The sequence below is a fragment of the Oceaniglobus indicus genome, from assembly GCF_002751875.1.
Classification (GTDB): Bacteria; Pseudomonadota; Alphaproteobacteria; order Rhodobacterales; family Rhodobacteraceae; genus Oceaniglobus; species Oceaniglobus indicus.
On sequence record NZ_NMZM01000004.1, the window covers coordinates 1 to 20,259 of the forward strand.

18 protein-coding genes and 1 pseudogene are annotated in these 20,259 nt (G+C 64.8%); 11 read left to right on the forward strand and 8 right to left on the reverse strand.

Annotation, left to right across the window (positions count from 1 at the left end):
- Positions 1–340: 340 nt before the first annotated feature.
- Positions 341–1,526 (reverse strand): annotated as a pseudogene (locus CFP68_RS07060) (IS3 family transposase).
- A 36-nt stretch (positions 1,527–1,562) separates the two neighbouring features.
- On the opposite strand from CFP68_RS07060, the gene CFP68_RS17875 reads away from it, so the two are divergent.
- Complete coding sequence (locus tag CFP68_RS17875) at positions 1,563–1,754, forward strand: hypothetical protein (protein WP_145953411.1); 192 nt, start codon at positions 1,563–1,565, stop codon at positions 1,752–1,754.
- A 185-nt stretch (positions 1,755–1,939) separates the two neighbouring features.
- Here the strand turns inward: CFP68_RS17875 and CFP68_RS07065 are convergent, their stop codons facing one another.
- Genes CFP68_RS07065 through CFP68_RS07080 form a run of 4 tightly spaced genes read right to left on the reverse strand, consistent with a single transcriptional unit; the run spans position 1,940 to position 5,229 of the window.
- Complete coding sequence (locus tag CFP68_RS07065; RefSeq protein WP_099826228.1) at positions 1,940–2,821, reverse strand: amino acid ABC transporter permease; 882 nt, start codon at positions 2,819–2,821, stop codon at positions 1,940–1,942.
- A gap of 9 nt (positions 2,822–2,830) precedes the next feature.
- Positions 2,831–3,673 (reverse strand): transporter substrate-binding domain-containing protein, encoded by an 843-nt coding sequence (locus CFP68_RS07070; protein ID WP_099826229.1) that lies wholly within the window; start codon positions 3,671–3,673, stop codon positions 2,831–2,833.
- Between the two features lie 24 nt (positions 3,674–3,697).
- Complete coding sequence (locus tag CFP68_RS07075; RefSeq protein WP_241523989.1) at positions 3,698–4,489, reverse strand: amino acid ABC transporter permease; 792 nt, start codon at positions 4,487–4,489, stop codon at positions 3,698–3,700.
- The gene (locus CFP68_RS07080; protein WP_099826548.1) at positions 4,486–5,229 is read right to left on the reverse strand and encodes an amino acid ABC transporter ATP-binding protein; all 744 of its coding nucleotides are present in this window, start codon (positions 5,227–5,229) and stop codon (positions 4,486–4,488) included. Before CFP68_RS07080 ends, CFP68_RS07075 begins: the two co-directional genes overlap by 4 nt.
- A gap of 195 nt (positions 5,230–5,424) precedes the next feature.
- Between CFP68_RS07080 and xylB the strand changes: the two genes are divergently transcribed.
- From xylB to CFP68_RS07095, 3 genes are all read left to right on the forward strand, one after another.
- Positions 5,425–6,867: a xylulokinase gene (xylB, locus tag CFP68_RS07085; RefSeq protein ID WP_099826230.1), complete on the forward strand. Its 1,443-nt coding sequence runs from the start codon at positions 5,425–5,427 to the stop codon at positions 6,865–6,867.
- 30 nt (positions 6,868–6,897) lie between these two features.
- The gene (gene xylA / locus CFP68_RS07090) at positions 6,898–8,205 is read left to right on the forward strand and encodes a xylose isomerase (RefSeq protein ID WP_099826231.1); all 1,308 of its coding nucleotides are present in this window, start codon (positions 6,898–6,900) and stop codon (positions 8,203–8,205) included.
- Positions 8,206–8,489: 284 nt separating this feature from the next.
- Positions 8,490–9,638, forward strand: coding sequence for a cytochrome P450 (locus CFP68_RS07095; protein WP_099826232.1), 1,149 nt, complete (start codon positions 8,490–8,492; stop codon positions 9,636–9,638).
- Between the two features lie 31 nt (positions 9,639–9,669).
- Here CFP68_RS07095 and CFP68_RS07100 read toward each other — a convergent pair whose 3' ends face one another.
- Together CFP68_RS07100 and CFP68_RS07105 are read right to left on the reverse strand one after the other, a co-directional pair.
- Positions 9,670–11,196 (reverse strand): CRTAC1 family protein, encoded by a 1,527-nt coding sequence (locus CFP68_RS07100; RefSeq protein WP_099826233.1) that lies wholly within the window; start codon positions 11,194–11,196, stop codon positions 9,670–9,672.
- A complete protein-coding gene (locus CFP68_RS07105) occupies positions 11,193–12,491 on the reverse strand; it encodes an ROK family transcriptional regulator (protein WP_241523990.1) in 1,299 nt (432 codons plus the stop codon). The genes CFP68_RS07100 and CFP68_RS07105 overlap by 4 nt, the downstream gene beginning before the upstream one ends.
- A 193-nt stretch (positions 12,492–12,684) precedes the next feature.
- Between CFP68_RS07105 and xylF the strand changes: the two genes are divergently transcribed.
- The 7 genes from xylF (at position 12,685) to CFP68_RS07140 (ending at position 19,602) form a co-directional block, all read left to right on the forward strand.
- A complete protein-coding gene (gene xylF / locus CFP68_RS07110) occupies positions 12,685–13,710 on the forward strand; it encodes a D-xylose ABC transporter substrate-binding protein (RefSeq protein WP_099826235.1) in 1,026 nt (341 codons plus the stop codon).
- 96 nt (positions 13,711–13,806) lie between these two features.
- Positions 13,807–15,096 carry a sugar ABC transporter permease gene (locus tag CFP68_RS07115; RefSeq protein WP_099826236.1) on the forward strand — a complete coding sequence of 430 codons (1,290 nt, stop codon included), beginning with the start codon at positions 13,807–13,809 and terminating at the stop codon, positions 15,094–15,096.
- Positions 15,097–15,100: 4 nt separating this feature from the next.
- Positions 15,101–15,874: an ATP-binding cassette domain-containing protein gene (locus CFP68_RS07120; protein WP_099826237.1), complete on the forward strand. Its 774-nt coding sequence runs from the start codon at positions 15,101–15,103 to the stop codon at positions 15,872–15,874.
- Between the two features lie 140 nt (positions 15,875–16,014).
- The gene (locus CFP68_RS07125) at positions 16,015–16,920 is read left to right on the forward strand and encodes a metal ABC transporter substrate-binding protein (RefSeq protein WP_099826238.1); all 906 of its coding nucleotides are present in this window, start codon (positions 16,015–16,017) and stop codon (positions 16,918–16,920) included.
- A gap of 80 nt (positions 16,921–17,000) precedes the next feature.
- Positions 17,001–17,879, forward strand: a complete 879-nt coding sequence (locus CFP68_RS07130; RefSeq protein WP_099826239.1) for a manganese/iron ABC transporter ATP-binding protein — start codon at positions 17,001–17,003, stop codon at positions 17,877–17,879.
- The gene (locus CFP68_RS07135; protein WP_099826240.1) at positions 17,876–18,754 is read left to right on the forward strand and encodes a metal ABC transporter permease; all 879 of its coding nucleotides are present in this window, start codon (positions 17,876–17,878) and stop codon (positions 18,752–18,754) included. The genes CFP68_RS07130 and CFP68_RS07135 overlap by 4 nt, the downstream gene beginning before the upstream one ends.
- Positions 18,754–19,602 (forward strand): metal ABC transporter permease, encoded by an 849-nt coding sequence (locus CFP68_RS07140; protein WP_099826241.1) that lies wholly within the window; start codon positions 18,754–18,756, stop codon positions 19,600–19,602. Before CFP68_RS07135 ends, CFP68_RS07140 begins: the two co-directional genes overlap by 1 nt.
- Here CFP68_RS07140 and CFP68_RS07145 read toward each other — a convergent pair.
- The gene (locus CFP68_RS07145) at positions 19,599–20,249 is read right to left on the reverse strand and encodes a GntR family transcriptional regulator (RefSeq protein WP_099826242.1); all 651 of its coding nucleotides are present in this window, start codon (positions 20,247–20,249) and stop codon (positions 19,599–19,601) included. The genes CFP68_RS07140 and CFP68_RS07145 overlap by 4 nt on opposite strands.
- Between the last annotated feature and the right edge of the window lie 10 nt (positions 20,250–20,259).

Sequence of the window (20,259 nt, forward strand, 5' to 3'; positions counted from 1 at the left end):
CCGATGGTACTGCGTCTCAAGACGTGGGAGAGTAGGTCACCGCCAAACCTAGAAAGAAACACAAAATCTCTCGATACGTGAAAACAATAATCCCCAAGATAAATGCTCAAACGGCGCAATAGAACAAGCGTTCCATGGGTAGATAACTCCGGCCGAAGGCAATTTCCGAGGCTGCTCTGCCGCGCGGAATGCGTTTTTCGCAATCCACCTGACCTGTGACCTGCTCCCCTGAAAAGTCCTCGACTTGAGGTTAGCCTGTTCTCCAACTGAGGAGACAGATGATGAAGAGAAGCCGTTTCAGCGAAGAACAGATCACGGCGATTGACCTGCCACCGAACCTTCAACCAGCCGCGAGCGGAGCCCGGTTGGTGTTTAGGCCGATTTGCGCAGGTTGAGCAGTCGCCCGCCGCGCGGAGCTTTCATCTCGCGCAGCGGGGCGGGCGATTGCGGTGGTGAGGGTGCACGCGTAATCGACCGGGGTCTGGTAACCCAATGCCGAATGCGGGCGTTCGGTGTTATGGTCGGCAGTCCAGGTGGCGATCACCACGCGGGCATGAGCCAGGTTGCGGAACATGGTCTCGTTGAGCAGTTCGTCGCGCATGGGGCCATTGAAACTCTCCACGAAACCGTTCTGCATCGGCTTGCCCAGCACGATGGAGTGCCATTCGATCCGTTGCTCGGAACACCAGCGCAGGATCGCGTCATCGGTCAGTTCCGTGCCATTGTCGCTGACAATCATGCCGGGCTTTCCGCGGCGGTCGATCAGGGCCGTCAGTTCACGCGCAACACGGCGCCCCGAGATCGAGGTGTCAGGGATTGCCGCGAGGCATTCACGGGTGACGTCGTCGACCACGTTGAGCACCCGGAAGCGCTGGCCGCCCGCGAACTGGTCGTGGACGAAACCCAGCGACCAGCGCGCATTGGGCCAAGCCTCGACCAAGATTTGCGCCCGCGTCCCGACGGCCTTGCGTCGCGCCTTTCGCTTGCGCACCGTCAGCCCTTCCTCGCGGTAGAGCCTGTAGATCCGGACGATGCCGGACGGCTCGCCTTCGCGGCGCAGCAACACGAACAGCCGGCGGCAACCGAACCGCCGTCGCACGTTGGCCAAGTCCCGCAGCCGACCGCGTAACGCGGTATCCGGCGCGCGTCGAGATCGATGGCGGATCATCGTTCGATCCGCGCCGACGATGTGACAGGCCGCCGTTCCGACAGGCCATGCTCGGCCCTAAGATACGCAACGGCTTCGCGCTTCCCGGCGGGCCCTACTTTTTTGAAACCAGATCCTTCATCGCAGCCAGATCAAGCATCTGTTCGGCCAGAAGCCTCTTCAGCTTGGCGTTCTCATCCGCGAGCGCCTTCAGCCGCTTGGCCTCCGGCGCCGTCATGCCGCCGAACTTGGCTTTCCAGTTGTAGAAGGTCTCTTCCGACATGCCGTACTTTCGGCACAGGTCAGCGCACTTCGCACCTGCCTCGTGCTCCACCAGGATGCCTATGATCTGTTCGTCAGTGAAACTCGTCCGCTTCATTGTCCGTCCTCAGGTTGGGCCGGACTTTCATCGAGCGTGGAGGAAAAATCCGGTGGCAGGTCATTCCTCGAGACAATCAATTCGGAGCTGATCTCGCTGGTCGCGTGGCAAATCCGCCAGCAAGCAGAAAACGCCGTGGCCAGATACATCGACGCGGTCCGACGGCATTCATCGCTCGGCTTCCAAAGCGCCGTGGCCTCCGAGCGAAAGGCCCGCGAAGCAAGCTGAACGCTCGCCACAAAAGCCGGGCAAATCCATGCCGGGATGCAATACGCGGGGCAAGCCATCTCTCCCCTTCAGGCACGGACGAAATCTGGTCTTGCTGTCTGCTGATGTTCCAGAAGTGAGAAAGCGGGAAGGTCAACACAAGCTGCATGCATTTGAATTCAGGATCATGGTTGCGCGCGCGTGGGTCAGGAGCGCCGACTGGGGCGCTCAAGCCGGCGGAACAGCATGGAGAGGCCGAAACACAGTACGAAATATAAGGCAGCCGTGGTGATCCAGGCTTCGAAGATCAACCGGGTGGATGCCACCAGTTCGACCGTCTTGTACGTCAGATCCTGCACCGAGATCAGCGAAATGATGGAGCTGTCCTTGATCAGGCTGATGAACTGGTTGGCCATGGGTGGGGTCACCTTGCGCATTGCCTGGGGCAGGACGACGTAACGCATTTCCTGGATCGGCCCCATGCCGATGGCGCGGGCGGCTTCCCGTTGGCCGTTTGGCACGGACTGAAGCCCGGCGCGGACGATCTCGCCGACGAAGGCCGATTCGAACAGGGCCAGAACGATCACGCCCGACACCAGCGACGGAAAGCGACGCATGTCGCCGAAGAAGAATTCCCACACTTCGGCGTTGTCGCCGCGTGCGATGTCGCGGGCCCAGGCGTTCAGGTCAAGCGCGTCGATCAGTTGCTGGGACAGGAAGAAGAAGAAGATGAAGATGATGACGACGGGCGGGATATTGCGCAACAACTCCATATAGGTGCGCGCCAGCAGGCGGACCGTCAGGTTTGTCGCGCAGCGCGCGATGCCCAGCACCACACCCAGCGCGAGCGCCAGCACGCCGGCATAGAGGCTGATGCGGATCGTGGTGAACAGCCCCTGCAACAGCAGGTTGGCAAACCATTCGCCCCGGTCCTCGCGCCAGCGCAGGATATAGTCGGGGATCAGGTGCCAGCGCCACTGATAGTTCAGCGTGCCCTCGACCATGACCACGACATAACCGATCCCGCCGGCGAGTACGGCGAGGATCAGGATGTCGGGCCAACGGAGTTTTCGTAGGAAGGAGGGCACGCCGGCGTCTTAGTTGGCGACCTGATCGGCCCAGTCGTCGCCTTTGAACCAATAATCGTTACGCTCTTTCAGCCAACCCGAGGCGGTTCGCACGGCGATCCAGTTGTTGAAGAAGTTCAGCGCGTCGGGGTCGCCCTTGCGCACGGCGAAGCCTTCGCCGGTGGCGAGGAAGGTCCGGTCGAACGGCACGTTGACGACGTCGGGATACTGGCGCGCATCGCTGCTTGGGGTGGGTTCGGCGCCCATGGTGGCGTGGGCGTTGCCGTTCAGCACTTCCTGGGTGGCCGCGCCGTCCTCGTCGAATTGCAAAAGCTTCGCTTGCGGGAACAGTTGCTGGATCACCGACGACGGCGTGCCGCCGCGCCGGGCCGCGAAGGTCACGTCGGGGCTGTTATAGTCTTCCAGCGTGAAACCTTCGGTCAGGGCCGTGTTCGCCAAGATCGTCAGACCGGAATAGGCATAGGGGTTGGTGAAGTTGACGGTCAGGTTGCGTTCCGCCGTGATCGACATGCCCGAGATGATGACATCGAAGTTGCCCGCGACAAGGGCCGGGATCACGCCGTCCCATGATGTCGGCACGAATTCGACATCGACGCCCATGTCTTCGGCCAACGCCCGGCCCACGTCGATTTCAAAGCCGACAAGTTCACCGTTCAGATCGCGCATGGCCCAGGGCACGAACACCGACAGGCCGATGCGGATCACGCCGTCCTGCTTGATCGTCTCGATCACGGATTCGCGCGACAATTCCTGGGTGGCCGATTGTGCCAGCGCCGGGGCGGTGGCGATCGTGCTGGTGGTCGCGGCAAAGGCAAGGCCTAGCAGCATGGCCTTTCTACGGGTGTTCGACATAGGGACGTCTCCTGAGGTTGCGTGTCAGCCGGTCTTGAACCGTCGTTCCAGCACCGAGACGCCGAACGACAGCAAGAGGGTCAGAACAAGGTATACGGCAGCGACCGTGAACCAGATTTCAAAGCTCATGTATGTATCGGAAATAATGTTGCGTCCAACCGTGGTCAGTTCGGCCACCGCGATGACACTGACGATGGCCGAAGACTTGATCAGATGCACGACCTCGCCGGTCAGGGGCGGCAACATGAAGCGGACGGATTGCGGGATGATGATATGGCGGAAGGCCTGTCCGCGCGACATGCCGATGGCGGCGGCCGCTTCCCATTGGCCGGGCGCGACCGAGTTTATGCCGGCGCGGAAGATCTCGGAAATCAGCGCCGAGTGGAAGATTGCCAGGGTTATGATCGCCGCGCCCCAGCGGTCGAGCCCGAAGATCGGCCCGAGGACATAGTAGAACAGGTAAAGCAAAACCAGCAGCGGGATGTTGCGGATCAGTTCGAGATAGACCGCGGCAAGGCCCCGGCCGACGATCAGCCCGGACAGCCGCAGCATCGCGATCGCCCCGCCCAGCACGACCGCCAGCGCAAAGGCGGCTGTCGACAGCTTGACCGATGCCCAGAGCCCGATCAGAAGTTCGCCAGGCTGAAAGCCGTCGTCGCTGAGCGTATAGAGGTATTGCGGCACGCGATACCATTGCCAGTTGTATCCCATGCGCTGCGCACCGGCCCAGGATGCCCAGATGATGGTGGCCATGATCGCAAGATACAGCGCGATCGCCACCACCCGCAGGTTCAATATGCGGCGCAGACGGATCAATGGCCGAGGATCTGGTTCAGAAACCTCTGCGCGCGCCGGGTTTCGGGATTGCTGAAGAATTTCTCGGGTGGCGCGATCTCGACGATCCTGCCGGCCTCCATGAACACCATGCGGTCGGCCACCTTGCGCGCGAACCCCATTTCGTGCGTGACGACCACCATGGTCATGCCCGACTGGGCCAGGTCGACCATGACGTCCAGCACCTCGCCGATCATCTCGGGGTCCAGCGCCGACGTGGGTTCGTCGAACAGCATCACGCGCGGCTCCATGCACAGCGCCCGGGCGATGGCGACCCGTTGCTGTTGACCACCCGACAATTGCTCGGGCTTCTTGTCGGCCTGCTCGGGGATGTGCACGCGATCCAGATAGGTGCGGGCCAATTCTTCGGCCTTGTGCCGCGACAGGCCGCGCACCTTGCGCGGGCCGATCATCAGGTTTTCCAGCACCGTCAGATGCGGGAACAGGTTGAACTGCTGGAAGACCATGCCGACGTCCTGGCGAAGCTGTCGGATATGGGGCGAACCCTCGGACATCTCGCGCCCGTCCACGGTCAACTTGCCGTCATCGTGGGTTTCAAGACCGTTGAAGCATCGGATCAACGTCGACTTGCCCGATCCCGACGGCCCGCAGATCACCACACGTTCGCCCGGATCGACCGTCAGGCTGACCCGGTCGAGCGCCTGAAAGTCGTTGAAACGCTTGCTGATGTCCTGCGCGATGATGACTGGCTGCTGCGTCATGAAATGCATGTCCCCGTTCGGTCTGACACAAATAGACCTTTGCCGCCCAAGGCAACCGCGAAACCGGAACTGTCGCCGCGCCGGCCCGGCCGCTGCGACAATGTCCCCGCGATGGGCGGCGGGATCATCACGATCCGCTGTTGACGCCGCGACAGTGGCGACAATACCTTGCGCGCGGCAGAGCGGGAGAATTGCATGTATCTGGGACTGGATCTGGGAACATCGGGATTGAAGGCGATCCTGACGGATGCAGCCGGCCGCGTGATCGAAAGCGTCGAGCGGAGCTATCCCAATCCGCACCCGCACCATGGCTGGTCCGAACAGGATCCCGCCGACTGGATCGCCGCCTGCGAAGCCGCGCTGGACGCGCTGAAGGACCGCGCCCCCGACGCCCTGGCCGATCTGCGTGGCATCGGCCTGTCGGGCCAGATGCACGGGGCGACGTTGCTGGACGCGGCCGACCGGGTTCTGCGCCCTTGCATCCTGTGGAACGACACGCGTTCGGCCGAACAGGCGGCGATGCTGGACGTCACGCCGCGGATCCGCGAGATCACCGGCAACATCGTCTTTCCGGGCTTCACCGCGCCCAAGCTGATGTGGGTCGAACAGAACGAACCCGAGATTTTCGCCGAGGTCGCCAAGGTTCTTCTGCCCAAGGATTACTTGCGCCTGTGGCTGACCGGCGGGCATGTCGGCGAAATGTCCGACAGTGCCGGCACCGCGTGGCTGGACGTGGCGGCGCGCGACTGGTCCGATGCGGCGCTGGCCGCCGGGCACATGCGCGCCGACCAGATGCCGGCGCTGGTCGAGGGCAGCGCGCCCAGCGGCGATCTGCGCGACACATTGGCGGAACGCTGGGGTATTCGCGGCCCGGTGGTCGTTGCGGGCGGCGCGGGCGACAACGCCGCCGCGGCCTGTGGCGCGGGGTGTTTCCGCGAGGGGCAGGGGTTCGTGTCGCTGGGCACCTCGGGCGTTCTGCTGGCGGCCAAGGACGCCTGCGCGCCTGATCCCGCCTCTGCGGTGCATACCTTCTGTCACGCGGTGCCGGGGCGCTGGTATCAGATGGGCGTCATCCTGGCCGCGACCGATTGCCTGAACTGGCTGTCGCGCAACACCGGCCAATCCGCCGGCGATCTGGCCGCGCAACTGCCCGACACCATCGACGGCCCCTCGGACCTTCTGTTCCTGCCCTATCTGTCGGGCGAACGCACGCCGCACAATGACGCGGGCGTGCGCGGCGCCTTCATCGGGCTGGACGTGGGCCATGGCCCCGCCGATCTGACCCGCGCGGTGATCGAGGGCGTGTCCTTTGCCCTGCGCGATTGCCTGTCGGCGCTCGAGGGCACCGGCACCATCCTGACATCGGTGATCGCCATGGGGGGCGGCGCGCGCTCGCCGTTCTGGCTGCAAACGCTGGCCAGCACGCTGGGCACGCCGCTGTCGATCCCCGCGGGCGGTGAATTCGGCGCCGCGCTGGGGGCCGCACGCCTTGCCATCGCCGCCGATACCGGGGGCGACCCCGCCGACATCATGACGCCGCCCCACATCGGCGAAACCATCGATCCGGTCGCAGGATTGCAAAACCGGTACACCGAACGCTGGCAGCGCTATCGCGCGCTGTATCCGGCATTGCAGTAGACATCAGACACCACAGCAAAGAGACAGCAGATGAGCACAGGATTCTTCGACGGTATCGAGCCGGTCAAATTCGCCGGCGGCGACAGCACGGACCCGATGGCGTTCCACCATTACGATGCCGATGAAACGGTCGGGGGCAAGCGGCTGGAGGATCAACTGCGCTTTGCCGTGGCCTATTGGCATTCCTTCGCATGGGAAGGGGGCGATCCGTTCGGCGGGCAGACGTTCCAGCGCCCGTGGTATCCCCAGGATTCCATGGCCAACGCCAAGTTGAAGGCCGATGTGGCGTTCGAGATGTTCGAGATCCTGAACGCCCCGTTCTTCTGCTGGCACGACGCCGACTTGCGCCCCGACCAGGGCAATTTCGCCGACAACCTGTCGACGCTGGAAGAGATCACCGATTACATCGGCACCAAGATGGAAGGCGCGAAGACCAAACTCCTCTGGGGCACCGCCAACATGTTTTCCGACCGCCGCTGGATGTCGGGTGCGTCGACCAACCCCGACCCCGACGTGTTCGCCTTTGCCGCCGCCACGGTGAAGGGGTGCATGGATGCGACGCACAAGCTGGGCGGTCAGAACTATGTGCTGTGGGGCGGGCGCGAAGGCTATGAAACCCTGCTGAACACCGACATGGGGGCCGAGTTGGACCACATGGGCCGGTTCCTGAGCATGGTTGTCGACTACAAGCACAAGATCGGCTTCAAGGGACAGATCCTGGTGGAACCCAAGCCCCAGGAGCCGTCCAAGCACCAATATGATTACGATGCCGCCACCTGCATCGGCTTCCTGCGCAAATACGGGCTGGAGAATGAGGTCAAGCTGAACCTCGAACAGGGGCACGCAATCCTTGCCGGCCATTCGTTCGAACACGAGATCGCCGTGGCCTGCGCCGAAGGGATGCTGGGTTCGATCGACATGAACCGCAACGATTACCAGTCCGGCTGGGACACCGACCAGTTTCCCAACAACGTGCCCGAGGTCGCGCTGGCCTATTACCATATCCTGAAGGCGGGTGGTTTCACCCAGGGCGGCACCAACTTCGACGCCAAGCTGCGGCGCCAGTCGCTGGATGCGCGTGACCTGATCGCCGCCCATGTCGGCGGCATGGATGTCTGCGCCCGCGGGTTCAAGGCGGCGGCGGCCATGCTGGAAGACGGTGGACTCGAAAATGCGCTGGCCGAACGGTATGCCGGCTGGCAGGACGACCGCGCGCGCGCGATGCTGGACAGCGATCTGGCATCGATCCAGAAACGCGTGCTGGACGAAGGCATCAACCCGCAGCCGAAGTCGGGCCGCCAGGAAATCCTCGAAAACTGGGTCAACCGTTTCGTGTGATCCCGCGGTCGCCGGCCTGACACTGCTGCGCGACGTGGCCCGGGCATCGGTCGGGAACGTCGCGCAGGGGGCCGGCGCCTTGCTCGACCTCGCAACCGTCGCTGGCGGCAGGAACATTCAACCGTTCGAATGCGCCCGCCAATGTGACATGGAACAAGGACAGGCCATCGCTTTGATCCGATACTGACGTCCATCGGCACGTCCTGCGCCCCATTTTGGTGGTGGCGGCAACCGTTCCTTGTCGGACGGTGCGTGCCGGGACTTCGAAACAGGAGACACAAGCGATGAACGATACACCGACCCCTGACTGGGATCCCCGATCGCAAGAGGTTCAGTCAGATCAACGTGTCGCATACGACCACATGCGCGAAACCTGCCCGGTGGCCTTCAGTGATTACATGCACTGGTCGCTGTTCCGCCATGGCGATGTCATGCGCGCGGTGCAGGATCACGAAACGTTCAGCAATGTCGTCTCGCAACGGCTTACGGTGCCCAACGGCATGGATCCGCCCGAACACACCGCCTGGCGGCCGATCGTCGAAAAGTATTTCACGCAAAGCCGCGTTGATGCGTTCGAGCCGACCTGCCGCGAGATCGCGGTCGACCTGATCGACGCGCAACGCGGCAAGGTCGAGTTGATGGGCGCATTGGCGCATCCGTTCGCGGTGCGCGTGCAATGCGCCTTCCTCGGCTGGCCCGAAGACCTGGCCCAAGCCCTGCGCGACTGGGTCGCCCGCAATCACCAGGCGACGCTGGCGCGTGACCACGCCGCGATGACCCGCATCGCCGGCGAGTTTCAGACCCTGATCCGCGATACGATCGCCGCGCGCGTCGCCGCCGGCGCGACGCCCGAAACCGACGTGGCCGTGGCCCTGACCCACGAAACCGTGCACGGTCGCCCCCTGAACGAGGATGAGCTGACCAGCATCCTGCGCAACTGGACCGTGGGCGAAATCGGCAGCATCGCCGCGTCGGTCGGGATCATCGCCGAATACCTCGCGGCCAACCCCCAGGTTCAGGACCGTCTGCGCGCCGATCCCGCCCTGGCCGAAGCGGCTGCGGACGAGATCCTGCGCCTGCACGGCCCCTTGGTGACGAACCGTCGCGTCACCACCTGCCCGGTCGAGATTGGCGGGCGCACCCTGGAAAGCGGCGCGCGCGTCACCGTCAACTGGGTCGCGGCGAATCGTGACCCCCGGGTGTTCGACGATCCCGATGCCTTCCGACTGGACCGGAACCCCGAAGACAACCTGCTTTACGGCGCGGGCATCCATGTCTGTCCGGGTGCTGCGCTGGCGCGCATGGAATTACGGGTGGTCCTGGAAGAACTTCTGGCCCGCACGTCAAGCATCACCTGCGATCCCGACCGCCCGGCCCGGAAGGCCGTGTATCCGGCCAGCGGTTTTCACGAGGTGCATGTTCTGATGCGGTGATGCGAGGGGCGGAGCGGCGCCCGCGATCACGTCAGGGGGCGGCTTCCGGCTGGCCGCCCTGCCGCCAGCGCACAGTGCGATTCGCGTCCATCGCCTGCCACCCCGTGGCGCTGCCGTCGGGCCAGATCACGCGCGCCTCGGCGTGCGTCGCGCGGCCCAGTCCGAAATGGCGGGGCAGGGCGCTGCCCGAGACGTGACCGCCGCCGACGGTGATTTCCTGTGTCTGCACCCGGTCGCCCGTGCGCACCTCGACAATCGCGCCGACGGCGCGGGTGTTCGGGGCCGCGCCCCGGATGTCGAGCATCAGCCAGTTGCCGGCGTCGGGCGTGACGTTCTGCCAGACCTCCAGAGGGGCGCGACGGTTGACGACGACCAGATCCAGCCGCCCATCGCCGTTCAGATCGGCCAAGGCGGCCCCACGCGAGCGTGCGGTGGTCGCCACGCCCGCCACGTCGGCCTTTTCGACGAACCGACCGTCCGCCCCTTGCATCAGCAGGTTGTTGGGATCGCGTGTGGCCATGCCCGGCATCTGGTCGACATTGCCCTTGGCGATGAACAGGTCGGGCCGGGCATCGTTGTCGATATCGCCGAATTCGGCGTGCCAGCCGGTGGACGGGCGGCCATCGTCGCCGGTGAACGGCCGCTGGGCATAGGTGCCCGTGGCATAGGGCACCATGGTGAAGCCGGTGCCGTCGTTGGTCATCAACATCTGATCGCCCATGGAGGTCAGCATCACCTCGGGCAGGCCATCGCCGGTCAGGTCACGGCTGGCGATGCCCATGCCCCACAGATGCAGGCGCGGCCAGCCGTCTTCTTCGTCCAGTTCGCGCAGGGGATCCAGCGCATACATCTGTTCGTAACCGTCGCGGATATAATAATGTCGATCGTTCGAGATCCGCAGCATCGGCGCGCCGTCCCGCCGCCAGTCGGTGAACAGCATCGACAGTGCGCAATATCCCGGCTTCAGGGGCATCGGTGGGCCATACCGGTCGCCGTCGGGGCGGATCAGGTGATTGATGTCGCAGGTGCCGAAGGGGCCATCAGGATTGGTGGCATCGACATAATTGCCCACGGCCAGGGTGGGCAGGGTATTGCCGCCCTCCCAGGTGGCGGAAAACGCGGTGGACCAGCGGGCGTCGTCGGGCAGGTTCAGCGCCGCGGTGGCGTCGGTAAAGGTGCAGTCGCCGGTGCCGCGCAACAGCAGGTTGGCGCCGTTGCGCAGAACGAACAGGTCCAACAGGTCGTCACCGTCCAGATCCAGCGGATAGGCCCCGGTGACGCCGGTGATGTCGTCCAGCGGCGCGATGGCAAAGGTGATGTCGCCCGCCGTCGTCGTGACGTTGCGCAGCAGCACCGCGGGCGTCTCGCCGCCCGCCGCGAACAGATCGGCGCGACCGTCATCGTCGCAATCGAACACCGCGACGCCGCCGCCGACGAAATGCGACCAGCCACCGGAATAGACGTGGCGCACGGGCAGGGCGGCGCCGCGATCGGTGAAGGCCGGATCTGCGAGGGCGGGACCGGCGGCCAACAGCAGGGCGGACAGCAGGCGGATCATGCCGCGTCCAGCGCACCGGGCGCGCCCAGGCGGTCGGTCGTGACCTGCTGCAACGCCAAAGCGGCCGCGCCTCGCGCCCAGATCAGATCGCCCCAGACGTGGATTTCGACCCGGGGCGCGGGGCGGTCGACCTGGATCGTGGCCAGTTTCATGTCGCGCAGCACCTCGTCGGCGTAAAGATAATCGAACTCCATCCGTTCGCCGGACAGGATGATCAACTCGGGATCGAACAGGTTGCTGACGTTGGCCAGACCCAGCGCCAGATAGCGTCCCGCGCGCCGGAAGATCGACCGCGCGGCACCGTTTCCGGCCTTGGCGTTCTCGTAAAGCTGCGACAGGATCGCGCCCGACCCGCCGCCCTGCGAGGCGTTCCAGTCCAGCGCGGTCGAGGCTTCGCGCACCAGGGCGTAATCGGCGACATAAGCCTCAAGGCATCCGCGTTGCCCACAGCGGCACAGGGCCCCGTCCAGATGCACCTTGGTATGGCCCAGCTCGGTGCCGAGGCCACGCGCACCGCGATACAGCCGGTTGTTCAGCACCAGCCCCATGCCGACGCCGTGTTCGATCGTGACGACGGCAAAATTCGCCACGTCGCGCCCGTCGCCGAACCACAGTTCGGCCAGGGTCAGCAGATTGGCGTCGTTGTCGATCATCACCGGCAGGCGCAGGTGGTCCGACAGCATCGGTCCAAGCGCGACATCACGGGTCTTAAGCAGCGGCGACCACAGCGCGCTGCCGCGCGCGCCATCGATGAAACCGGGCAGTCCGACCCCCACCGCCAGAACATCGGTGCGGTCATGACCCGTCTGCGACAACAGCCGCGCGAGAAGATCGTCGATCAGCGCCGTGATCTCGGGCGGTGACATCGGCTGTGCGCTGCCCGGCATGACGACGTCGGCCAGAACCTCGCCGGCGAAATCCAGCAGGATTGCGGAATGGGCGACCTCGGCGATCTTGATGCCGGCCACCAGTCCGGCGCGTGGGCAGACGGCAAGCGCCACGGGTGGGCGACCGCGCACCGAGGGTTCGCCGTCGCGCGGCGATGCCGTGATTTCTTCCAGGTATCCCGCGGCGATCAGGTCGGTGGTGGCCGTGGTGACCGACCCGGGGCTGACGCCGAGGATGCGCGCGGCTTCGACCCGCGACAGGGTGCCGGTGGCGCGCACCGCTTCGAAGATCTGCTGGCGCAGGGGTGTGGTCGCTTCGTCGCCGACGGTGCGAATCGGGCGCAGTGGCCCGCACCCCTGGCGATCAGTCGCCGTCTCATCGGTCGCCGTCATTCTTTCGACAGCCATAATAACTCTCGCGATTTACTGGCCGAGTTCCGAAAACCGCCCCGGATCCACCCGTTTTCACAACAAAGGTTATGAAAAAATTGCCGCTGCGCAATGATTTTATTTTGACAGGTGAAATAAGTCGCGCCATGCTGCCGTCTTATAAAGCAACGGACTGCCGCGCCTGAAGCGGCAGCATTTTTGGAGGAACCCCATGCGTCTTACCTTGCTCGCAGCCGCCGCGCTGTCCACGTCGCTTACATCCATGGCCTTTGCGGCCGACATGACCGTCGGTGTCAGCTGGTCGAACTTCCAGGAAGAACGCTGGAAAACCGACGAGGCCGCCATCAAGGGCGCGCTGGACGAGGCAGGCGCGGCATACCTGTCGTCGGATGCGCAATCGTCGTCGGCCAAGCAGCTTTCGGATGTCGAATCGCTGATCTCCCAGGGGGTTGATGCGCTGATCATCCTGGCCCAGGACACCCAGGCGATCATCCCCGCCGTTCAGGCCGCCGCCGATGCGGGCATTCCGGTCATCGCCTATGACCGCCTGATCGAGGATCCGCGCGCCTTCTACCTGACCTTCGACAACATCGAGGTCGGCCGGATGCAGGCCCGCGCCGTGCTTGAGGCCGCGCCCGAGGGCAATTACGTGATGATCAAGGGCTCGCCCACCGATCCCAACGCCGATTTCCTGCGCGGCGGTCAGCAGGAAGTGCTGCAGGAGGCCATCGATTCGGGCAAGATCACGATCGTCGGCGAGGCCTATACCGACGGCTGGCTGCCCGCCAACGCACAGCGCAACATGGAACAGCTGCTGACCCAGAACAACAACGAGGTCGACGCCGTTGTCGCATCGAACGACGGCACGGCCGGCGGCGCGGTGGCCGCGTTGACGGCGCAGGGGCTGGACGGGATCCCGGTATCGGGTCAGGACGCCGATTTCGCCGCGCTGAACCGTGTCGCCCAAGGCACCCAGACGGTCAGCGTCTGGAAGGACAGCCGCGATCTGGGCCGCAACGCCGGTGAAATCGCGCTGATGCTGGCCGGCGGTGGCAAGATGTCCGACGTCGAGGGCGCCGAGGAGTGGACGTCGCCCGCGGGCACGACCCTGTGGGCCGAATTCCTCGAGCCGGTGCCGGTGACCGCCGACAACCTGTCGGTCGTGGTCGATGCCGGCTGGATCAGCCAGGAAGAGCTGTGCCAGGGCGTGTCGGACGGTCCGGCCCCCTGCAACTGATCCGCTGACGGGGCATTCCGCCTCACAGCATCCGGCCCCTGCCCACACGCGGCGCAGGGGCCGTTCCATCCCTTCCGCCACGTCCGGAGCACCCCCATGACCGACACGACAGGCCCGCACCCAGGCCGGTCCCGCAGTCTCTTCGCCCAACTTGAACTCGACCTGCGCCTGTTGGGCATGATCGGGGCGTTCGCGGTGATCTGCGTTCTGTTCAACATCCTGACCGGCGGCAACTTCCTGACCCCGCGCAACCTGTTCAACCTGACGATCCAGACGGTGTCGGTGGCGATCATGGCGACGGGGATGGTGTTCGTCATCGTCACCCGCCACATCGACCTGGCGGTGGGGTCGCTGCTGGCGACCTGTTCGGCGGTCATGGCGATGACCCAGACGGCCTGGGCGGTCGATCTGCTGGGCCTCCCGCTGGGCTCGCCGGCGCTGGCGTGGATCGCGATCCTGGCCGGGCTGCTGACCGGGGCCGTCATCGGTGGCTTTCAGGGGTGGCTGGTCGGCTATCTGTCGATTCCGGCGTTCATCGTCACGCTGGGGGGGCTTCTGGTCTGGCGCAACGTCGCCTGGTATCTGACCAACGGCCAGACGATCGGGCCCTTGAACGAGACGTTTCAGCTGTTCGGCGGCATCAACGGCACGCTGGGCGCGACGTGGTCCTGGATCTTCGGCATCCTGGCGTCGGTCGCGGCGGTCCTGGCCCTGTTCGCGTCCCGGCGCGCCAAGCTGCGCCACGATTTTCCGGTCAAACCGATGTGGGCCGAAGGCGCGGTGGCGGCGATTTTCGTGATCGCGATCATGGGCTTCATCGCCATCCTCAACGCCTATACCATCCCCGCGCGGGTTCTGGCCCGCCAGTTCGAAGCGCGCGGACTCGCGGTGCCCGAAGGCTTTACCGCATCCTATGGCCTGCCGATTTCGGTGTTGCTGCTGATCGCGGTGGCCGTGGTCATGACGGTGATCGCGCGCAAGACGCGGTTCGGCCGCTATGTCTTTGCCACGGGCGGCAACCCCGACGCGGCGGAACTTTCCGGCATCAACACCCGCCTTCTGACGGTAAAGGTCTTTGCGCTGATGGGTGTGCTGGTCGGCATTGCCGGGCTGGTCGCGTCGTCGCGCCTGACATTCCATTCCAACGACATCGGCACGCTGGACGAACTCCGCGTGATCGCCGCGGCCGTGATCGGCGGCACCGCGCTGGCCGGTGGGATAGGCACGATCTATGGTGCGATCCTGGGCGCGCTGATCATGCAGTCGCTGCAATCGGGCATGGCGATGGTCGGCGTTGACGCCCCGTTGCAGAATATCGTCGTGGGATCGGTCCTGGTCGCCGCCGTGCTGATCGACATCATCTATCGCCGCCGCGTGGGAGGGTAACGCCATGGCCGAAGACATAGACCGCAGCGGCACGCCGCTGGTGGAAATGCGCGACATCTCGATCGCATTTGGTGGTGTGCAGGCGGTGGACCGGGTGTCGATCGACGTGTTCCCCGGCGAGGTCGTCGGATTGCTGGGCCACAACGGCGCGGGGAAATCGACGCTGATCAAGATCCTTGCCGGTGCCTACAAGGCCGATTCCGGTGAAATCCTGATCAACGGGCAAAAGGTCGACATCCGCAGTCCGGCCGACGCGCGGACCCACCATATCGAGACGATCTATCAGACGCTGGCGCTGGCCGACAACCTGGATGCGTCGGCCAACCTGTTCCTCGGGCGCGAGATCGTCGGCGCCTTCGGGCTGGTCGACGATTCCGCGATGGAGGCCGAGACGCGCAAGATCATGGCGCGGCTGAACCCCAACTTCCGGAAGTTCAGCGTGCCGGTGTCGGCCCTGTCCGGCGGCCAGCGCCAGTCGGTCGCCATCGCCCGCGCGGTGTATTTCAATGCGAAGATCGTCATCATGGACGAACCCACCGCTGCGCTGGGCGTGCATGAGACCGAAATGGTCGCGGATCTGATCAAGGAGTTGAAATCGCAAGGCCTGGGCATCTTCCTGATCTCCCACGACACGCGCGAGATGATGGACCTGTGCGACCGGGTGTCGGTGATGAAGAACGGCGCACTGGTCGGCACCGAGCGGGTCGAGGACGTGACCGAGGACGACATCCTGTCGATGATCATCCTCGGGAAGAACCCCAAGCGCGAGGCGGCCTAGCCCGCGACCGGGCAGGCGTGCCCCGCGGGGCGCGCCGTGACGATTGCCGCAGGTGAGAATCGTTCGCATTTTGCTTGACACTTGCGAGTGAGTTGCATTTACAAGGCGGCATGAATGTTTTCGCGCGAAGGAGGTGCACGATGCCGTCACGACTGATCGGGATGATTTCGACGACCGCGATGATTGCGCTGGTGGCCGGTGGCGCCGCGGCCGCCGATGACCGGCTGAAGGTCGTGACGACCTTTACCGTGCTGGCCGACATGGCGGCGAACGTCGCGGGGGATGCCGCCGATGTCGTGTCGATCACCAAGCCGGGCGCCGAAATCCACGGTTATGAACCGACCCCCCAGGACATCGTGCGCGCCTATGATGCCGACCTGATCCTGTTCAACGGTCTGAACCTGGAATTGTGGTTCGAACAATTCCTGTCCAACCTCGGCGATATCCCCTCGGTCACCCTGACCGAAGGGATTGATCCGATTTCCATCAACTCGGGCAGCTATGAGGGCAAGCCGAACCCCCATGCCTGGATGGGTCTGGATAATGCCCTGATCTATGTCGACAACATCGCGGCGGCGTTTTCGGAGGCCGACCCCGACAACGCGGCGCTCTATGCGGCCAACGCCGAGACCTACAAGACGCGGTTGCGCGACACCATCGCGCCCCTGCGCGAACAGATCGCGGCCATCCCCGAGGATCAGCGTTGGCTGGTAACCTGCGAAGGGGCCTTCAGTTATCTCGCGCGGGATTTCGGGCTTAGGGAATTGTATCTCTGGCCGATGAATGCCGACCAGGTGGGCACGCCGCAACAGGTGCGCGCCGTGATCGACGGGGTGCGGAACAACGACATCCCCGTGGTGTTCTGTGAAAGCACGGTGAACACCGCCCCCGCCCAGCAGGTCGCGCGTGAAACCGGTGCGGCCTATGGCGGCGTGCTGTATGTCGATTCACTGAGCGCGCCGGATGGTCCGGTGCCGACCTATCTGGATCTGCTGAAGGTCACGTCGGACACGGTGGCGAAAGGTCTGACCGGGGCGCCGCAATAACGCGGCAAAGTCCGGCCTGCGGCAAATCCGTCGCGGGCCACCATGGGATGAACGCCCGGATCGGGCAAGAGGGGCGACGGATGCGGGACGAACGGACCGGGGCAAACGACGACGCGGGCATCATGGCGCGCGACGTGACCGTGACCTATCGCAACGGGCACACCGCCCTGTGGGACGCGAGTTTCGCGATCCCGCGCGGCACCATCACCGCGCTGGTCGGGGTCAACGGTGCCGGCAAATCGACGATGTTCAAGGCGATCATGGGCTTCGTGCCCGCCGCCGCCGGTGAAATCCGCATTCTCGGGCTGACCGTGAAAGAGGCGCTGTCGCAGAACCTGGTCGCCTATGTGCCGCAATCCGAGGATGTCGATTGGGCCTTCCCCGTGCTGGTCGAAGACGTGGTGATGATGGGGCGCTATGGCCACATGGGGTTCCTGCGCCGCGCGAAACCGGCCGACCATGCCGCCGTCGATCAGGCCCTGCGGCGCGTCAACATGCAGGAGTTCCGGCATCGCCAGATCGGCGAACTGTCGGGCGGGCAGCGCAAGCGCGTGTTCCTGGCCCGGGCGTTGGCGCAGGACGGACAGGTGATCTTGCTGGACGAGCCGTTCACCGGCGTCGACGTCAAGACCGAGGACCAGATCGTGAACCTGTTGCGCGATCTGCGCGACGAGGGCCGCGTGATGCTGGTGTCGACCCACAACCTGGGGTCGGTCCCCGAATTCTGCGACCGCTGCATCCTGGTGAAGGGAACGGTGCTGGCCCATGGTCCGACCGAAACCACCTTTACCCGGGCCAACCTGGAACAGGCGTTCGGCGGTGTGCTGCGGCATTTCACGCTGGGCGGCACCGATCTGCATGACGACGAGGACGCGCGCTCGGTATCGATTTTCACCGACGATGAACGCCCGCTGGTGCAATACGGCGACAAGACGCGGCGCATCGAGGAAAACCAATGATCGACCATCTGCTGTTGCCGTTCACCTATGGCTACATGACCAATGCGATGTGGGTGTCGGCGCTGGTCGGCGGCGTTTGCGCCTTTTTGTCGTGTTACCTGATGTTGAAGGGTTGGTCGCTGATCGGCGATGCGCTGTCCCATTCGGTGGTGCCGGGGGTTGCGGGGGCCTATATCCTGGGGCTGCCGTTTGCGCTGGGCGCGTTCGTGGCGGGCGGGCTGGCGGCGGGATCGATGCTGTTCCTGTCTGAACGCTCGGGGTTGAAGGTGGACGTGATCATCGGTCTGATCTTCACGGCATTCTTCGGTCTTGGCCTGTTCATCGTGTCGGTCAACCCGATGTCGGTGTCGATCCAGACGATCACCATGGGCAACATCCTGGCCATCACGCCGGGCGATACCCTGCAACTGGCGATCATCGGTTTCGTGTCGCTGGCGATCCTGCTGGCCAAGTGGAAGGATCTGATGGTCACGTTCTTCGACGAAAGCCACGCGCGCACCATCGGGCTGCGCCCCGGCCTGCTAAAGGCGGTGTTCTTCGTCTTGCTGTCGGCGTCGGTGGTCGCAGCGATGCAGACGGTCGGTGCGTTCCTTGTCATCGCCATGGTGGTGACACCGGGGGCGACGGCGTATCTGCTGTGCGACCGGTTTCCACGGCTGATCATGGTGTCGGTCGCCATCGGTGCGATCACCAGCTTCCTCGGCGCCTATGTCAGCTTCTTTCTCGACGGGGCGACGGGAGGCGTGATCGTGGTCTTGCAGACGCTGATCTTCCTTGCCGCGTTCATCTTTGCGCCGAAACACGGAATCCTGGCGGCCCGGCGCAAGGCGGCGGCGGCGCTGGACGGGCGCGCACCAGGCGCCGAGGTATCGTGATGGATATCGAAACCCTGATGCTGCCGTTCCGCTTCGGCTTCATGCAGAATGCGTTTCTGATCTCGATGATCGTGTCGGTGCCGACGGCGATGCTGTCGTGTTTCCTTGTGCTCAAGGGGTGGGCGCTGATGGGCGACGCGGTCAGCCATGCGGTGCTGCCCGGGATCGTCGCGGCCTATATCTTCGGGTTGCCATTGATCGTCGGCGCCTTCGCCGCCGGGATGCTCTGTGCGACGGCCACGGGATACCTGGCGTCGAACAGCCGGGTGAAACAGGACACGGTGATGGGCGTCGTGTTCTCGGGGATGTTCGGGCTGGGGATCGTTCTCTATGTCTCGATCGACACCGACATGCATCTGGATCACATCCTGTTCGGCAACATGCTGGGGGTCGAGCGTCACGAGATGCTGACCTCCGGTGTCATCTCCGCCGCGGTCGCCCTGCTGCTGGGTCTGAAGTGGCGCGACTGGCTGCTGCACAGCTTTGATCCGGTGCAGGCGCGCACGTCGGGGCTGTGGGTGGGCTGGCTGCACTATGGGTTGCTGGCGATCCTGTCGCTGACCATCGTGGCGACCCTGTCGGCGGCGGGGCTGATCCTGGCCGTGGGCCTGCTGATCGCACCGGGGGCCATCGCGTTCCTGCTGGTGCGCAAGTTTTCCACCATGCTGTGGGTGTCGGTGCTGGTGTGCATGGCGTCGATGCTGGCCGGCACCTACGCCAGTTTCTTTCTCGACAGCGCGCCGGCGCCGACGATCATCCTGATCCTGACGGCGGTCTTCCTGATCGCCTTCGTGCGCCGCCAGATCGTCACCCGACGGGCGTCCCGCCTGCGCCGCGCCGGGGCCTAGGCCAGCAGCAGCCGCAACCCCTGTGTGACGTCGCTGCGCACCGCCAGGCGCAGTCCCGGTTCGTCACCGGCCCGCAGCGCGGCCAGGATCAGGCGGTGGCCCGTCGGAACGTCCGTGCGCATCAGGCGGCCATACAACCGCCGCATGGTCGGCCCCAGTTGCAGCCAGACCGTTTCGCACATCGCCAGCATCGCCGGGGCCTGTGCGCGCAGATACAGCGTGCGGTGAAACTCCAGGTTGGTGCGGATGTATCCGACCGCATCATGGCGCGCGATCACGCCGGCCAGCGCGTGGTTGATCGTCGCCAGCCGGTCGATCAGTGCGATGTGGGCGCGGGGCAGGGCGCGTGACGCCAGCTCGACCTCCAGCAGGGCGCGCAATGCGCCCAACTCCTCGATCCGCTCGCTGGACAGTTCGGGGGTGGACACACGCCCCGACGACGACAGCGTCAGCGCACCCTCGGCCACCAGGCGGCGCACCGCCTCGCGCGCGGGGGTCATCGACACGTCGAACTGTCGCCCGATGCCGCGCAGGGTCAGGGCGACGCCGGGCGCGATCTCGCCATGCATGATCTGGCCGCGCAGGGCACGATAGACGCGGTCATGGGCCGCCATGCCGCTGTCGGCGGGACGCGGGTTCAGCAACATGGCTGGGCTC